The sequence below is a fragment of the Alloyangia pacifica genome, from assembly GCF_020524285.1.
Taxonomy (GTDB): Bacteria; Pseudomonadota; Alphaproteobacteria; order Rhodobacterales; family Rhodobacteraceae; genus Salipiger; species Salipiger pacificus_B.
This window is the reverse complement of the sequence record NZ_JAIVKX010000012.1, coordinates 199631-214921: the sequence shown is the minus strand read 5'-3', so window position 1 is coordinate 214921 and position 15291 is coordinate 199631. Positions and strand designations below refer to the sequence as shown.

The window sequence follows — 15291 nt, the reverse complement described above, 5'->3', positions numbered from 1 at the left end:
AACGCCTCATGGCCCGGGATTTCGACCGTCAGCTTGCGGAAGTCCAAGTCCGTATCGCCGTCATGAACGGTCACACCGCGCTCGGCATACCCGTTACTGTGGCCGTGGGATAAGTCCGTCTGGGGAAAGGGGGAGCCTGATCATCAGCCGATTTGTGCAACAGAGTCTTCGGCAGCACCGATCAGCGGCCAAAGAGGGCACGTCTGCACCTGATGGAAAGGTGACGCCGAGCGGCGGAAAGAGCGAAACATCTCGGTTAGGGATGTTCGCCGCCGCGACAAGCGCCGCAACTGAAGCGAGATTACGTTCGGCAGGCGCAAGGATTGGCGGCGGCTCGCATCCAGATACGACAGATGTCCGAAAGTTTTCCGGACCGTCATTGCTCCCGTCACAATCCTCGTCTTCTGGCTTTGAAAATGATTGCACCTCGAGTCGAGTTGGGCGTTTCGAGAACAGCGCACAATGTAAGCGGGATCATTTGCACGCAAACTGTAAACGAACTGTTCTCGATATTGCGCGGCGCGTCTCCAATTGGGTGACAATAATCATATTGGCGTAATAATGTTGCTAATATTTCGTATTGTTTGAAGGGTTTAAATACTTCAAGTTATTCAGCACAACCATTCCGAGAAGATTGGCCGGAAGCCTCGACACGCTGCATCCTTGTGACGGATGCGGTTCAGTACCTAGTGCATCGCCATCCACTATTCATTCAGGTCCGGCCCCCGTTTTGGCGCTGCATTTCTAACTTTCCGGGGAGGAGAGAAAATGGATTGCGTTCGCAGCATAACCTTCGTCATTCCGGGCGTTAAAGGGGCGCCAGATGTTCAGATCACGGCAGTGGAGATCGACGGATCGATCGAGTTTACCGTCGAGGTCCTGACCTCTGCCGAGGGCGTGACAGCCGATCTTCGCGGGCTTTTCCTGAACGTGAATGACGAGTCCGTTCTGGCGGGCCTAGGCTCCACCGGCTCCGATGTGACCGAACTGGCGACCGGCGACGTTATCGACCTCGGCAACGGGGCGAACATGCGCGGCAAGGCCAAGGGCTTTGATGTTGGTGTCGAATTCGGCGGACCGGGCATCGGCAAGGACCACGGCGACATCCAGACCACGACGTTCACCCTCTCCGGCGAGGGCGAGTTCACCCTCGACGACATCGCGAACGTCGAATTTGGCGTGCGTCTGACCAGTGTCGGGGTCTTCGGAAGCGATCGCGACGGTTCGGCGAAGCTGACCACCATCGCGCCCGCCGCGCCGGATGCCCGGGACGATTCCTACGACATCTTCGAGGACGGCCGCCTGGGGCTGGACGATCCGGCGAGTGTTGCCCTGGGCGTTCAATTCGACGTTCTCGACAATGACACCGACGCCGATGGTGACACGCTGACGATCACGCAGGTCTTCGGAGCGATGCATGGCACGGTCGAGATCATCGACGGCGACGACGCTGATCTCCTGCCGGGTGACGCGATCCTCTACACGCCGGATACCGACTACAGCGGGCCGGATGAGTTCACCTACTGCATCACTGACAATAACGGCGGAACGGATTTCGCCACCGTGGCCGTAGCCATTGAGGCAGTTGCGGACATTCCCGACGTGTCCATCCAGGCGTTCGCCACCGAGAACGTCAACGAAATCCGCCTCGTCGTCACCGCGACGCAGACCGACGACGACAACTCCGAATTCATCCGGCAGCTTGTCAGCAGCGCGCTGCCGGAGGGCGTGACCCTGTCGCCCGCAGGACCCGAGGTGATGGCGCCGGGTCAGCAGACCACCTTCATGCAGGATTACCTTCTGACCCTGCCGCTGGACACGGATGCGGATTTCGACCTGACCTTCACGGCGACGTCTGAAGAGTTGTCCAACGGCGACACGGAGACCGGATCGGCGACGATCGACATAACCTACGAGTACAACAAGCTGCTGAGCGCGGTCGCCTTCGAAGCGGACAACCAGAGCATCTGGAATTCGGGCGACGCCTTCCAGTTCATCGACGACAGGTTCCTGGGGTTCGACACCGGCAGCTTCGACAACCGATTGGACGTCGGCCCCTTCTTTGCGGGTCTAGAAGGGCACATAAAACTCGGCTTCCAGTCGACGCTGGTGTTCGACGGTGGCAGCATCGACGCGACGGCGGACTATGAGGTCTGCGTCGAGACCAACTACAACACCACCGTGGACGAGCTGCTCATCGAAACCAGCGCCAACCTGACCGACGCAGGCTTCATGACCGAAGGTCCGTCGGGCAGCTACAACCTGAGCTTCCTGTGGGATATCCTGCTGCAGGCCTATGCCGGGGTGGAGATCAGCTTCGGAGAGCTCGGCTCGCTCAAGGAAACGATCGACTTCCCAGGCATCGCAATTGGCCCGGGCAGCGCCTCGATCATCGATATCGACAGCAGCGACCTGGCGGGCTCGATTGATCTACCGTCACCGTTCGATGTGCTCTCGATCGATTTCGCCTGGCCGGAAATCAGCGCCGTCGGCACGGCACCGCCGCTGGATCCGGTCGAGGCAAACGGGGCAAGCAACAACTTCCTGCAGTTGAACCTCGATGTGGATCAGCTGATCTTCACGCTGCTCGGGGTTCCCAATCCCCTGAACCCCAGTGTCGACCTCGGCCCGTTCTATGCCAGTCTCGACATCCTGAACGTCGTCGCAAGCGCAGGGCTCAACTTCCTGCAGGAATTCCAGATGTCCATGGGGGATCTTGTCGGGGTGCTCGCCTTCGAGGATGGCAGCAACCAACTGTTCACTATCGGGGATAGCCTGCAGATCAGCAATGCCTCAGCCATTGATGCCGCGGGCGATGGTGACGGCGATGTGGAGTACGAGTTCACGGTCATACCCGAGTCCGAGCTGAGCAATCTGACCGAACTCGGCTTTAATCTCGGTGGGGCGGTCGAGATCCTCTCCGCCGAGGCGGGCTACGATATCTTTGGCTTCAGTGACAGCGTCAGCCTCGGCCCGCTGTTCGAGTTCGGGTTCACCGAGCCCATCGCAGATATTGATGTCTTCAATGACACTTTCAATCTCGCCTTCGAGGCAGAGCAGATCCTGGCCTACGCCTGAGTCTGCCGCGTCTGACGGGCAAGGGCCGTCCCGCTTTCTCTTCGAGCTGGCGACATGGACGGCCCCACCGGCTCAACAGGTCCTTGCGCCGAGTTCTGGTCCGAGCGCAACGCCTCGCGCAAGCGACGTGGCTCCCTCTCGATCTGGTTCGATCCACAGATTTGTTGATTTCCACCCAGAACTGACCCGGGGGTTCCGTCGAGAAGTGACCCACCTTGGATTATGATGAGCGGGTCATGTTTGGGTCAAGTCAGGGCTTCCCTCCCTCATTTTCCGCGTTGCTGCAGCCGCGCTGTCCTTGAAGCGGAAGCTGTCGTTTCCGGTCTCGAGGATGTGGCAGCAATGGGTCAGCCGATCGGGGAGCGCGGTGGTCATCTTGGCGTCACCGAACACTGTGGCCCACTCGCTGACGCTGAGGTTCGTGGTGGTGATCACGCTGGTGCGCTCGTAGAGCTTGCTCGGCAGATGGAAGAGCAAGGCGCCTCCTGAAGCGCTGAACGGCAGGTATCCGAGCTCGTCTAGGATCACCAGGTCGAGGTGGTTGAGCAATCGCACTCGCCCGATCCCGGGAGGGCTCGAAGATCGACCGGAGGATTTTCCGCGAGGGCGCCTTGGGGCAGCAGCGCGCTTTCAGCGCTGTCCTGCCTGACCGGGCCGAGCGGCCACCGTCCGCAATTTGCGGCTTGGGCCCATTCTGGCGGCCCGCTCGACCGTTCGGTTCCTGCGCTGAGCGAGCGCTCTGGGCTCTCCGGCAAAGGTTCGCTACCTGCGCGTAGCGGACGCCCTGGGGGCACACGCCCGACCGCCCGTTCTCTGCGCTCAGGTGTCATTCAAGGAATACTTCTTAGGGTCGCACGCTGCAGTGCTCAGTGGGGGGTCGGCCTCGAGCAACTGGAAGTCGTGAACCCAATGCGATCGCGCATCGCCGCGGCGATAGCGCTGGATGCCCGGCAAGCCTCAAAGCCGCGGACAGTCGATCCCAGCCAGGAGCGCTCGAAATGGTAACTCTCTGCACGCAGATCAAATACTGAGGAATGATCCGTGGCTGCTGTCGGACACGTGATGGCCCGAGGGAGCTACCCTTCCCGCAAACGCTCCCAAAACGCTGATTTCCTCGCGTGAGTCGCACGCAGCGCTTCAAGATAGTCCGCGTGCGATAGGTGCATGCCGTAATCGAGGATCTCGGCGTCCGCGGCGGCACAGTCCATCAGGTGCCGGGCGGCGTGGCCATAGCGCCCGGAGCGGGCCCTACCCAGCGCGAAGTCGATCATCGCGCGCCACAGCAGCGCGGCGGCAAGCGGGTGGCCGGGGGCGAGGGCGTCGGCCAGCGGAGTGAGGATCTCGTAGGCTTCGCCGTCGATCTCCTCGCTGCGGGCTTCGATCAATTCAGCCGCCAGCGGCAGGTCGGGGGCCTGCAGGCAGTAGGCGAGCGCTTTCTCGACCGGTTTGCAGGCGAGGACGATGCGGCGCGCGGCGTCCTCGGCCTCGATGTCCTCGAAGTCGGGCAGAAGCTTGAGGTGGCGGCGCAATGCGTCGGAGCAGAGCCGCCGCTCGAAGCGGTTCCAGAGCGCGGCCCGCAGGTCGTCCTTGCGGCCGAGCGCCTCAAGGCAGGCGAAATGCGCTGCGTCCAGTTCGGGCGTGTCGAACCACGGATCGCCGCTGTCGCCGGGGAGAGCGGCCTCGATCAGCCGCAGAGCGTCTTCGGGGCGACCTGCCGCCAGCAGCCGGGTCGCGGCGGAGGGAGCGATCGTCGAGTAGGTCAGCTGCTCGGGGCTGTATTGCGCGAGCCAGCTGTCCACGTCGCCCTCGGCATCTGCCACGTCCTGCAGGAGCATCTCCGCCGTGCGGTTGCGCCCGGCAAGGGCGCGGTCAGCGCGGGCATCGCGGTCGGAGATGAAATCGTAGCGGGCGAAGTCGGCATCGGTCAGCGGCGCTTCGCAGGCCGCTTCGGCCAGTGCCTTGAGGCGGGACAGGCCAGCGCCCCCGAGAGCCTCCGCCAGCGCGGGTACGGCATGATCAAAGGCACCGTAGCCATCGTCCGAGATCGCCTCGAAGACGCTGTCGGCCAGCGCTTCGGGGTCTTTGCTGAGCTTGGGACCCAACTCACTGATCGCCGCCATCGCCTCGCGCATGACGTCGCCGATGGTGCCCCAGCTGTCGTCTGTGCGCTCATGGATGCCGGCAGCGAGCTGCAGCTGCGCCCAGAGCAGATCGAAAGCCGCGTCCGGTGCATCGGGCGCGATGCTGGTCTCGATGAGCGTCGTCAGCTCCGCCAGTTCCTGCGCCAGCTTTTTCTGTGCCTTGCGGGAGATGAAGCTGCGGCCGCGGCGGATCGAGGCGAAGCGCTTACGCACGTCGGCGGTGATCGCCTCCGGGCCCAAATCGGCGGAAAGCGCCATGCGCACCCGCCGCTGGCGCGCAGCGTCGCCTTTCACCGCCTCGAGCAGCAGGTCGGCCAGCGTGTCGGCACCCAGCGCGAGGAGGTTCTTCTTGTTCAGAGCCTTGCCTGCCGCCATCGGGATCCTCCTCGTATGCAATAGCCTTGCGCCGGATCATGCGCCTGGCCGCGCGCTTTGCAAGCATGCGCTAGATATGGAAAGGACGCCCAGCGGGCGCCCTACATGTAGTTTCCGGGAAAAACTCAGCCTTCCGTGGGAAAAACTCAGGTGTCTCTTACAACCCTCAGTGCGTCCAGGCGCTCCGGCGGTCGACCGCGAAGTTCTCGGCATAGCCGCGGGCGCGGAGATTGGGCTTTCGCTTGTTGGGCTCGTTCACCTGCGCCTCGATCCCATGCTCGGCGGCATAGGCCAGCGCGGCCTCCTTGCTGTCGAACTTCAGGCGCACCTGGCTCTGGGTGTCCGAGGACGACGTCCAGCCCATCAGCGGGTCCACCTCGCGCGGGGAGGCGGGGAAGAATTCGAGAATCCAGTCCCTCGTCTTGGCTTGTCCCGAAGACATCGCCGTCCTGGACGGCTGGTAAATCCGTGCGCGCATGGAATCCCTCCTGACATTCATTGGCGTTATCGGGAATTTAGACTGCCGGGGCAAGAGATCGCGGCGCGGCAGTGCGGCAAATCTTCTCGAACCCTTGCGTCTCGCCCATAGAAGAGGAACATTTAGCGAAAATGCCAGCCCCCTCACCCCGAGTCCCCTGCCGCCCGCGGCAGCCCCCGGGGCAGACCCCTTGAAACCGCTGCGCGGCGCGACACGTTTTGCAGGCGCCCGGAGATCCCCCGAGATGACCGCCGAGATAACCCCATGCCCTATGCCCATTCCGACAAGTCGACCCCGATGATGCACGCTCCCGCGCCGGATGTCCGGACGCGGGAGAAGCTCGAGGGCGGCATCCGCTTCCGCATGCAGACCGAGTTCGCCCCGGCGGGCGACCAGCCGACGGCGATTGCCGAGCTGGCGCAGGGGGTCAATGACGGCGAGCGCAGCCAGGTGCTGCTCGGGGCCACCGGCACCGGCAAGACCTTCACCATGGCCAAGATCATCGAGGAGACACAACGCCCGGCGATCATCCTCGCCCCGAACAAGACGCTGGCGGCGCAGCTCTACGGCGAGTTCAAGGGCTTCTTCCCGGACAACGCGGTCGAGTATTTCGTCTCCTACTACGACTACTACCAGCCCGAGGCCTATGTGGCGCGGTCGGACACCTACATCGAGAAGGAAAGCCAGATCAACGAGCAGATCGACCGGATGCGCCACTCGGCCACCCGCGCTTTGCTCGAGCGGGATGACGTGATCATCGTCGCCTCGGTGTCCTGCATCTACGGCATCGGCTCGGTCGAGACCTACGGCGCGATGACCCAGGACCTGCACGCCGGCAGCGAGTACGACCAGCGCAAGATCATCGCCGATCTCGTGGCGCAGCAGTACCGCCGCAACGACGCGGGCTTCTCGCGCGGGGCGTTCCGGGTGCGGGGGGACTCGCTGGAAATTTGGCCCGCCCACCTTGAAGACCGGGCGTGGAAGCTGTCGTTCTTCGGCGAGGAGCTGGAGAGCATCACAGAGTTCGATCCGCTGACCGGCGAGAAGACCGGCAGCTTCGATCGCATCCGCGTCTACGCCAACTCGCACTACGTGACGCCGAAGCCGACGATGCAGCAGGCGGTCATCCAGATCAAAAAGGAACTGCGCCAGCGGCTCGACCAGCTCGTCTCCGAGGGCAAGCTGCTGGAAGCGCAGCGGCTTGAACAGCGCACCAATTTCGACATCGAGATGCTGGAGGCCACCGGGGTCTGCAATGGCATCGAGAACTACTCGCGCTACCTCACCGGCCGCGCCCCGGGCGAGCCGCCGCCCACCCTCTTCGAGTTCATTCCCGACCACGCCATCGTCTTCGCCGACGAAAGCCACGTCTCGGTTCCGCAGATCGGCGCCATGTACAAGGGCGACTACCGGCGCAAGTTCACCCTCGCCGAGCACGGCTTCCGCCTGCCCTCCTGCATGGACAACCGCCCGCTCAAGTTCGAGGAATGGGACGCCATGCGCCCGCAGTCGGTCTTCGTCTCGGCGACCCCGGCAAACTGGGAGCTGGAACAGGCGGGCGGCGTCTTCGCCGAGCAGGTGATCCGCCCCACCGGCCTGCTGGACCCGCAGGTCGAGATCCGTCCGGTGAAGATGCAGGTGGACGACCTGCTCGACGAGATCCGCAAGGTGACGGCGGACGGCTACCGCACGCTCTGCACCGTGCTGACCAAGCGCATGGCCGAGGATCTCACCGAGTACCTGCACGAGCAGGGCATCAAGGTGCGCTACATGCACAGCGACATCGACACCATCGAGCGCATCGAGATCCTGCGCGACCTGCGGCTCGGCACCTTCGACGTGCTGATCGGCATCAACCTGCTGCGCGAGGGCCTCGACATCCCCGAATGCGGGCTGGTGGCCATCCTCGACGCCGACAAGGAGGGCTTCCTGCGCTCCGAGACCTCGCTGATCCAGACCATCGGCCGCGCCGCGCGGAACGCCGAGGGCCGGGTGATCATGTATGCCGACCGGATCACCGGCTCGATGGAGCGGGCTCTGGCCGAGACCGAGCGCCGCCGCGAGAAGCAGATCGCCTACAACGAGGAACACGGCATCACCCCGGCGACGGTAAAGAAGAACGTCGACGACATCCTTGCCGGGCTCTACCAGGGCGACGTGGACATGAACCGCGTCACCGCCACCATCGACCCCAAGCAGCAGGGCTCGAACCTCGAGGCGGTGCTCGAGGGGCTGCGCACCGACATGCGCAAGGCCGCCGAGAACCTCGAGTTCGAGGAGGCCGCGCGGCTGCGCGACGAGGTCAAGCGGCTTGAGGCGGTCGATCTGGCGATCCACGACGACCCGCTGGCGCGGCAATCGGCGATCGAGGCGGCCTCGGAGGCGGCGGTGAAGTCGAAGGGCCGCTCCACCGCGGGTCGCCCCGGCCAGCGCGGCGGCAACGTGAAGCGGCGCAAGCGCTGAGCGGCATCTTCGAAATAGCAAAAGGCCCTCCCCACGGCGCGTGGAGAGGGCCTTTCTTGTTGGAGCTCTTTAGGATCAGGGCGATCAGCCGTCGTTCTTCTCGTCCGGCGGTGTCACGTCGACGTCGGGCAGGGTGACCTCGGCCTCCTTGGTGTCGACCTCGACGTCGACATCCGGCACGGTCACTTCTTCGGTCTGGGTGCCGACCTCGACCGAGCCCACCTCGGCATCGACCTCGGGCATCTCGCCACCTTCGACCGAGACATCCACGTCAGGCAGGCTGCCCTCGTCGGTGACGTCGAAATCGATCATGTAGGCGCCGACGCCGATCACGACGGCGGCGGCAGCAACGAGGGCGACAATGGATCCGGTACGCATTTCAGGTCCCTTCCGGTTGTTGGCTCCGGCGCGGTGAGGCGCCGTGATGTTCGGTAAAGGAACCGTGAGAGCGGCACAGAGGTTCCGAAAATATTCTACGGAACCAATGTGTTATTTTGCGCGTTCAAACGCGCCACGGCGCTCAGCCGCAGAAGGCGCGGAGGATCTGCCCGGTGCTGTCTGTTTCGATGTTCAGACGGTCGGGACGGAAATCCATGGTCATCGGCTGTCCCGGGCTGAGGATGCGCAGCTTCTCCCCCGGCGTGAGCCCCAGCTCCTCGACCGACTGGCCGATGCGGGTCTGGTAGGGTGCGGCGCCGCAGCTGTCCTCGCCGTCGGCCCCGGTCTCCGTCTCGCTGCAGCCTGCGAGACCGGCACAAAGGCCCAGCACGATCGCGATCCGTCCCATCATCTTCTCTCTCCTTGGGTGTTGTTTCAGACAGATAGGTCTCGCGAGCGTGTGTCTCAACGCCGCGCCGATGCGAATGTCGCGCTTGGCCGGTGGCACGATCGGGAGTAGCCTTTCCCCATGCGCCGGTTCCTGCTCCTTTCCCTCCTCGGCCTCGCGGCCTGCGGCACGCCCTACGAGCGCTGCACGCGGGACGCCGCGCGCTTCTACGCCGACGCGCTGGAGGAGCAGAGCCGGATCGCGCGCGACCTGGCGCGCGGCTACACCTATGTCACCGAATGGGAAACCCGCCGCCGCTGGCAGCTCTGCGGCGCCTACGGCGAGCACCCGCACTATTGCTGGCGCACCGACACCGAGCCGGTGACCCGCCGCGTGCCGGTGAATGCCTTCGAGCTGCGCCGCCGGGCCACCGAGATCGAGGCCGCCCTGCCCCAGCTCCGCCGCGACGCCGCGGCGGGCCAGGCGGAATGCCGTCAACGCTTCCCCGAAGAGGTGGACCCCGCGACCGTGCACGCGGACTAGACGCTAAGCCCCGGCCCCGTGGGGCCGGGGTCGGGGCCGGGCCGCGCTCAGGCCGCGGGCTTGCGCAGTTCGGGATGCTGCTTGAGCACCAGCCCGAAGGCTACCAGCGCCACGCCGGTCGACAGCAGCTCGACCGAGAGCAGCACGCCCAGCACCACCGCCGCCGAGGACGGGAAGTTGGTGAAGATCATGATCGCCAGGATCACCGAGATCGCGCCGCTGATCAGCAGCGCCAGCTTGTAGCGGCCGTCGCCGACCGAGAAGGCATAGACCACCTTGGCGATGCCGCTGACCAGGAACATGATCGCCGCGACCAGGGTCAGCGAGACCAGGCCTTCGAGCGGGTTGGCCAGGAAGCTGATGCCGAGCCAGAGGTAGATGATGGTCAGCAGGATGGCGAGCAGGCGCTCCTTCATGCGAGTGACGCGAAAGATGCTGATCGCCTGCACGACGCCGATGATCAGGAAGAACCAGGCGACGATGGTCTGCGCCGCGACCGAGGCGGCAAAGGGGTTAAACAGCGCGAAGATCCCGCCGAGGATGCTCGCGATACCGAGGATGATCCACATAAGCCAATGCTGCATTTCCAAATTCCCTGAATATCACCCGGCGCGAGACCGGTGCCCCGACGGTGCGCCCGCGATCACGGTTCTGTCAACCTCCCGTTAACGTTCGGGAAGTTCACTCTCCCGGGTGACGTGTTCGGGCCCCTCCGGGCCATCGACCCGCTCGGCCAGCAGCAGCGCCAGCCAGCGGGTGTTCGAAAAGCTGGCCAGCACGATGGCGAGGATCGAGGTCAGCGGCACCGCGAGGATCGCGCCGGGAATGCCCCAGAGCGTCGTCCAGAGCGCCAGGGCCAGCAGCACAACGAAGGGGCTGAGGTTGAGCTGCCGCCCGATCAGCCGCGGCTCGATGATATTGCCCAGGGTGATCTGCACCGCGGTCAGCGCCGCCCCGAGCCCGAGCGTCATGCCGATCGAGCCAAACTGCGCCAGCGACAGCGCCACGGGAAAGGCCACGGCCAGCAGCGAGCCGACGTAGGGGATGTAGTTCAGCACCCCGATGACCACCGCCCAGAACAGCGCGAAGTCGACCTCGAAGGCCCAGAGGATGCCGTAGGAGATCGTGCCCAGCACCACGTTGATTAGCGTCTTGAAGGCGAGGTAGCGGCTGATTTTCTCGTTGATCGCCCCGACCACCGCCAGCACCCGCTCGCTCTTCTCTGGCGAGCGCAGCCCGGCGGTCAGCCGGCGCTGGAACGAGCGCCGCTCGACGGTGATGAAGGCGGCGTAGATCACCACCATCAGCACCACCGAGCCGAGGTTGGTGAACCCGCCCAGCACCGCCAGCGAGAAGCGCCGCAGGTCGATCTGCCCCAAGGTCTCCTCGGTGATGCGGTCCCAGAGCGCATCGTCCTCGAAGTGGAAATACCCCGCGATGCCGTCGACCATGCTGCGCAGGTTCTCCTCGTAGGTCGGGGCCACCGCCATGATCTCGCGCACCGTGGCCGAGACCACCGCCGCCAGGATGAAGACCACCGCCGCGGCGAAGACCAGCAGCAGCAGGCGCAGCACGCCGAGCGGCAGGTGCCGCAGCACCGGCAGGCGGCGCAGCGCGCCCGCCACCGACTCCAGCAGGTAGACGAGGATCGTCGCGGTGACGATCGGCAGCAGGATCGTCCGGCCGAGCACCAGCAGCGTGCCCGCCGCCAGCACGAAGATGGTCGACAGCACCAGCGTCTGGAACGGCGTATCCCTCATCGGCACCTTGTCATCCTCCGGGCGGGTCTCGCCGGAGTGGGAACGATGCGGGCGGCGATGTCAACGCGGCCGGGCCTAGAGCTGCCCGCCGATCGGTAACAGACCCGTCAGCCAGGCGGTGGTGGCGCGCATCTTCGACAGGATCGGCTCGGCGCGGTAGAGCCGCCAGCGATTGCCCGCATCATGCTCGAGCCATTGCATCCGCCCGTCCTCGTCGAGCTGCAGGTGAAAGGCTGCCTCGGGCAGCAGCCGCTTCAGCGTCGCCGCGGCCTGCGCCGCCAGCTCGGGCGACTCCACAAGGATACCCATCTCCGAGTTGATCCGCACCGAGCGCGGATCCCAGTTGAACGAGCCGATGAACAGCAGCTTGCGGTCCAGCACGAAGGCCTTCGCGTGCAGCGCCGAGCGCGACAGGCCAAGCCCCGACAGGGTGCGGTCGGGCCGTTCCTTCTCGGCCCGCAGCTCCCAGAGGTCGACCCCGGCCTCGAGCAGGTCGCGGCGCGAATGGGCGTAGTGCGCGTAGACCGCCGGCACGTCGGTGGCGTCGAGCGAATTGGTCAGCACCGTCACCTCGACCCCGCGCTCCTCCAGCGAACTGAGCAGCGCAGTGCCGCTGTCCCGCGGCACGAAATAGGCCGAGACCACGAGGAACTCGCTTTCCAGTGCGTTCACGTAGGGCAGCATCGCGGCGGCAAAGGTCTCGGAGGCGGGCAGATCGCCCGCGGCCTTTTCAGGCGGGTCCGACAGCAGCGTCGCCTGCGCGGCGGTGAACCGCGGCGGCTGCCGCTTCAGTGTCGCGATGTGATCGAGCAGCGCCCCGCCGTAGGGGGCCTGCGCGATGCGCTGGCGGTGCTCCGCCAGCCGCGCCCGCACCGTGGCAAGGTCGGCCCCGTCCTCCTTCGGCGCGATCACCTGCGAGGCCGGGATGGCATAGCGGCTGTTCCAGTAGCTGTCGAAGGTGCGCGCCACGTCGTCCACCACCGGCCCCGCCGCCAGCAGATCCAGGTCGTCGTAGTTCGACTCCTCGCGCGCCGAGAAATACTCGTCGCCGATGTTGCGCCCGCCGACGATGGTCACCCGACCGTCGAAGGTCATCGACTTGTTGTGCATGCGCCGGTTGATCCGCCGGAACTCGAACAGCGCCGAAAGCGCCTTGCTCCGCGACCGCGAGAAGGGGTTGAACAGCCGCACCTCGATATTCGGATGCGTCTCGAGCGCATGAGTGGCCTCGTCGTAGCCGCGGGTGTCCATGTCATCCAGCAGCAGCCGCACCCGCACGCCGCGGTCCGCCGCGCGCAGCAGCGCATCGACGAAGAGCCGCCCCGACTCGTCGTTGTGCAGAAGGTAGTACTGGGCGTCGATGCTGGTCACCGCCTGCTCGGCGAGGCCGAGCCGCAGCGCCAGCGCATCGATGCCGTTGCCGACGATGTGCACCCCCGAAGCGCCGTCGGCGCGGCCCTGCCATTCCTGCGTGAACCGCGAGAGCCACGCGCCCTGCGGTGCCTGCAGCGCGACACTCGTGGGGCGCGGCCCCTCGGGCGGCTGGCTGGTGCAGCCGGCCAGAAGGAGGCAGACCAGAAAGACGCAAAATGACCGGAACATGGGGGGCCTCGGATCTTGTGCTCGGAGGATCAGCCTCGCCGAGCCCAGCCTCTGCGGCAAGCCGACCCCGAAACATGGCCCGCCAAGCGCGGCTTTTGCGCCGCAGCCGCACGGCCCCGCGACGCGCGCCCTAGAGCGGCCATGGAGGCACGCCCAACGCCGCCCCATGCCCGCGACCGGGAACTCACCCCCGCGCAGGCAATCACGGCATGCCTCAGCCCGTGGAGGCCGCCGCGGGCCGCGTCTCGGTCTCGGGCTGCGCGCCCGGCGCCGGCGGTGCGGGCTTTTCCCCGGGCGCATCATCAGGCGCATCATCGGGCGCCGCGTCGACGACCGCAGCCACCTCGCCGTCGGCCGTCTCCGCATCCGCGTCCGCCGCCTCCTCCGCACCGTCCGCCTCAGCGTCCTCCGCGCCACGCTTCGCCGCATCGGCGAGGATGAACTCCGCCGCCCGCAGGGCCGCCGCCATCACCGGGGCGAGCGGGCCGCCTGCCGGCATCTCGGGGAAGATCGAGGCATCGCAGACCCGCAGCCGCGCCACCCCGCGCAGGCAGAGCCGCGCGTCGAGCGGGTCGAGATCGTCCGGGCCCATGGCGCAGCTGCCCACCGCGTGCCCCGCCGAGCGCCCGTAGCGGCGGTAGAGATCGAGGATGTCATCGTCGCTCTTGGCCCAGGCCGAGATTACCGTCTCGCCCTCGATGAACTCGGTGAGCGCCGGGCGGCGCGCCAACTCGCGCAAGCGGCGCAGGGTGGCGATGGCGCGGCCGCGGTCGCGCTCGGTCGAGAGGTGATTGGCCTCGATCTGCGGCGGTGCATCCGGGTCGGGACTGGCCGCGAAGACATAGCCCGAGCTTTCGGGCCGCAGCATATGCCCCGACAACCGCATCCCCGGCTCCGGCTCGAGCCCGGCCACCCCCTGCGCCGCTTCCTGCGAATGCGCCGCCGCGGTGATCATCAGGTCGGGCAGGGTCATTGACTTCTGCGACGCGATGAAGCCCACCAGTTCGGCACCGCCAAGGCCCAGCGCCCCCTCCCCCGAGAGCAGGTAGCGCAGTGCGTTCATCCAGAGCCGCGCGCCGGTGTAGGCGCGGTTGTCGCTGTCGCGCCAGTGCCGCAGCCGCCAATTGGTGGTCAGTGCAAGCTGGTCGCGCAGCCCCCGCCCGATGTTGGGGCTGTGGTGCTTGGTCTCGATCCCGGCACGGCGCAGCGCCATGCCGTCACCGATGCCGGAAAGCATCAGGATCTTCGGGGTGATCACCGCCCCGGCGCAGAGGATCACCTCGCCGCGGGTGCGGAACAGCAGCTGCGCGGTGCCGCGGCGGCCCTCGATGCCATAGGCACGGCCCTCGTCGATCAGCACCCGGTCGACCCGTACCCCGGTCTCGATGCGCAGGTTGGGGCGATCCTTCGCGCCGCGCACGAAGGCGGTCCAGGCGGTAACCCGTCGGCCCTTGTCGTCGATCGTCCAGGCGGCGGGCCCGAGCCCTTCGGGGTCGGCCTCGTTGGGATCCTCGCGGAGGCGCCAGCCGCTTTCCGCCCCGGCCTTCATCACCGCCTGCATCAGCGGCCGCAGGGGCTCGGACAGCCGCAGCGACACCGGCCCGCCGCGGCCGCGTATCTCGCTGCCGCCAAAGGCGTGGTGCTCGAGCTCGCGCAGCGCGCGCGACATCTCGGGCCAGTCCCACGCCTCGCTGCCGGTGGCATGGGCCATCTGTGCCCAGTCGGTCTCGCCGCCGCGCACCCAGAGCATGGAGCCGACCGCGCTGGTGCCGCCGGGCATGCGGCCGCGCAGCCAGCGCTCCGCCGGGCCCCGCGACCCCGGCTCGACGTGGTAGCCGTAGACCCGCGACGGGTCGCGCTGCAGCCAGCCACGCGCCCCCGGCACCCGGCTCGCCCAGTGTCCGCCCGCGCCCTTGCTCTCTTCGAGCAGCAGCACCCGGGTTTCGGGATCCGCCGAGAGCCGTTCGGCCAGCACGCTGCCCGCCGCCCCTGCCCCGACGATGATGTAGTCGAATTCGCCCGCCTGCGCCTCGGTCATAGTCCGGTCAACCTTTTCCGTTTTCTTCCGGCAGCCCTGTCAGGCCC

At 66.2% G+C, this 15291-nt stretch carries 11 protein-coding genes and 2 pseudogenes; 4 read left to right on the top strand and 9 right to left on the bottom strand.

The features are described 5' to 3' along the window. Both LC039_RS17850 and LC039_RS17840 read left to right on the top strand, forming a co-directional pair. A pseudogene (locus tag LC039_RS17850) lies at nucleotides 1–113 on the top strand (IS5/IS1182 family transposase); the annotation flags it as partial. A gap of 655 nt (nucleotides 114–768) precedes the next feature. Continuing rightward, nucleotides 769–3078: an Ig-like domain-containing protein gene (locus tag LC039_RS17840; RefSeq protein ID WP_226626990.1), complete on the top strand. Its 2310-nt coding sequence runs from the start codon at nucleotides 769–771 to the stop codon at nucleotides 3076–3078. A 234-nt stretch (nucleotides 3079–3312) separates the two neighbouring features. Here LC039_RS17840 and LC039_RS17835 read toward each other — a convergent pair. From LC039_RS17835 to LC039_RS17820, 3 genes and pseudogenes are all read right to left on the bottom strand, one after another. Further along, nucleotides 3313–3624, bottom strand: a pseudogene (locus LC039_RS17835) (ATP-binding protein); the annotation flags it as partial. 530 nt (nucleotides 3625–4154) lie between these two features. Continuing rightward, nucleotides 4155–5594, bottom strand: coding sequence for a DUF6880 family protein (locus LC039_RS17825; RefSeq protein ID WP_226626989.1), 1440 nt, complete (start codon nucleotides 5592–5594; stop codon nucleotides 4155–4157). A gap of 166 nt (nucleotides 5595–5760) precedes the next feature. After that, nucleotides 5761–6072 carry an ETC complex I subunit gene (locus LC039_RS17820; protein ID WP_095881673.1) on the bottom strand — a complete coding sequence of 104 codons (312 nt, stop codon included), beginning with the start codon at nucleotides 6070–6072 and terminating at the stop codon, nucleotides 5761–5763. Nucleotides 6073–6336: 264 nt separating this feature from the next. Between LC039_RS17820 and uvrB the strand changes: the two genes are divergently transcribed. After that, the gene (gene uvrB / locus LC039_RS17815; RefSeq protein ID WP_319003730.1) at nucleotides 6337–8535 is read left to right on the top strand and encodes an excinuclease ABC subunit UvrB; all 2199 of its coding nucleotides are present in this window, start codon (nucleotides 6337–6339) and stop codon (nucleotides 8533–8535) included. An 84-nt stretch (nucleotides 8536–8619) separates the two neighbouring features. Here the strand turns inward: uvrB and LC039_RS17810 are convergent, their stop codons facing one another. Then, nucleotides 8620–8913, bottom strand: a complete 294-nt coding sequence (locus tag LC039_RS17810) for a hypothetical protein (RefSeq protein WP_226626987.1) — start codon at nucleotides 8911–8913, stop codon at nucleotides 8620–8622. Between the two features lie 142 nt (nucleotides 8914–9055). Next, on the bottom strand, nucleotides 9056–9325 hold the full coding sequence (locus LC039_RS17805) for an I78 family peptidase inhibitor (protein ID WP_226626986.1): 270 nt from the start codon (nucleotides 9323–9325) through the stop codon (nucleotides 9056–9058). 117 nt (nucleotides 9326–9442) lie between these two features. Between LC039_RS17805 and LC039_RS17800 the strand changes: the two genes are divergently transcribed. Further along, nucleotides 9443–9844 (top strand): excinuclease ABC subunit B, encoded by a 402-nt coding sequence (locus LC039_RS17800; protein ID WP_226626984.1) that lies wholly within the window; start codon nucleotides 9443–9445, stop codon nucleotides 9842–9844. 47 nt (nucleotides 9845–9891) lie between these two features. Here the strand turns inward: LC039_RS17800 and LC039_RS17795 are convergent, their stop codons facing one another. The 4 genes from LC039_RS17795 to LC039_RS17780 all read right to left on the bottom strand — a co-directional run bounded on the left by LC039_RS17795 (nucleotide 9892) and on the right by LC039_RS17780 (nucleotide 15244). Continuing rightward, complete coding sequence (locus tag LC039_RS17795; protein ID WP_226626982.1) at nucleotides 9892–10428, bottom strand: HdeD family acid-resistance protein; 537 nt, start codon at nucleotides 10426–10428, stop codon at nucleotides 9892–9894. A gap of 81 nt (nucleotides 10429–10509) precedes the next feature. Further along, nucleotides 10510–11604: an AI-2E family transporter gene (locus tag LC039_RS17790; protein WP_226627001.1), complete on the bottom strand. Its 1095-nt coding sequence runs from the start codon at nucleotides 11602–11604 to the stop codon at nucleotides 10510–10512. Between the two features lie 75 nt (nucleotides 11605–11679). Further along, entirely contained in the window at nucleotides 11680–13206 is a 1527-nt protein-coding gene (locus LC039_RS17785) for a phospholipase D family protein (RefSeq protein ID WP_226626980.1), read from the bottom strand. Between the two features lie 214 nt (nucleotides 13207–13420). Next, on the bottom strand, nucleotides 13421–15244 hold the full coding sequence (locus LC039_RS17780; RefSeq protein ID WP_226626979.1) for a GMC family oxidoreductase: 1824 nt from the start codon (nucleotides 15242–15244) through the stop codon (nucleotides 13421–13423). Nucleotides 15245–15291: the final 47 nt, after the last annotated feature.